Here is a 552-nt window from a genome sequence, read left to right as displayed (position 1 = left end):
CCACCTGACGCGCCATCAACGAAATGCACGTGGTCATCGCGGGTAGCTGGAGGCACAAAACAGGTCATCATCGCCTCGTCCTGTGCGTGCAAGCCATAACGCACCTTGCCGCGCCCGCGCGCTTGTTCCAGCATCATCTGAATTTGCGCCAACGTCGCAGGATCGCAATCCAGCGTCATTTTAAGCCCGTCGTCGAACTTTCGATAATCCGCATTCCGGCTGACCATCCGTTTATAGTGGTCCGGCTCAAAGTTACCCAGCCGTTTGCCGGACCGAAACAGCAATGCGATCAGCAAATTCTGTACCAACAGTTTGAGCATTTGACCAAAGACGCTGCCTCCGGCGCGCGAGACATGGGCATCAATGCTCAGACCAGGTGGCGGCCATCCGATTGGTGGGCCGTTTTCCGGTACCGGATGACCCGCGCGCTCCAACCCTTCGGCTGCAGACAGAACCGATTGGGCGAGGTCGGCAAAATCCGCCTCGGTGGCGTGCGGCGTGGGTTCCACGACCAGCGAAACGATCTGCCCATGCTGCGCCTTAACGTTGGAC

Annotated in this window: 1 protein-coding gene; it reads right to left on the bottom strand. The window is 58.7% G+C overall.

All coding sequences use genetic code 11. The annotated features are described in order from the left end of the window. The coding region (locus ACR0DO_RS19565; protein ID WP_480561116.1) for a DUF3095 family protein at nucleotides 1–552 on the bottom strand (552 nt) is incomplete at both ends.

It is taken from the genome of Ruegeria sp. AM9, assembly GCF_056540565.1.
Note: the sequence above shows the minus strand (reverse complement) of the source record. Positions and strands in the feature narration are given on the sequence as shown.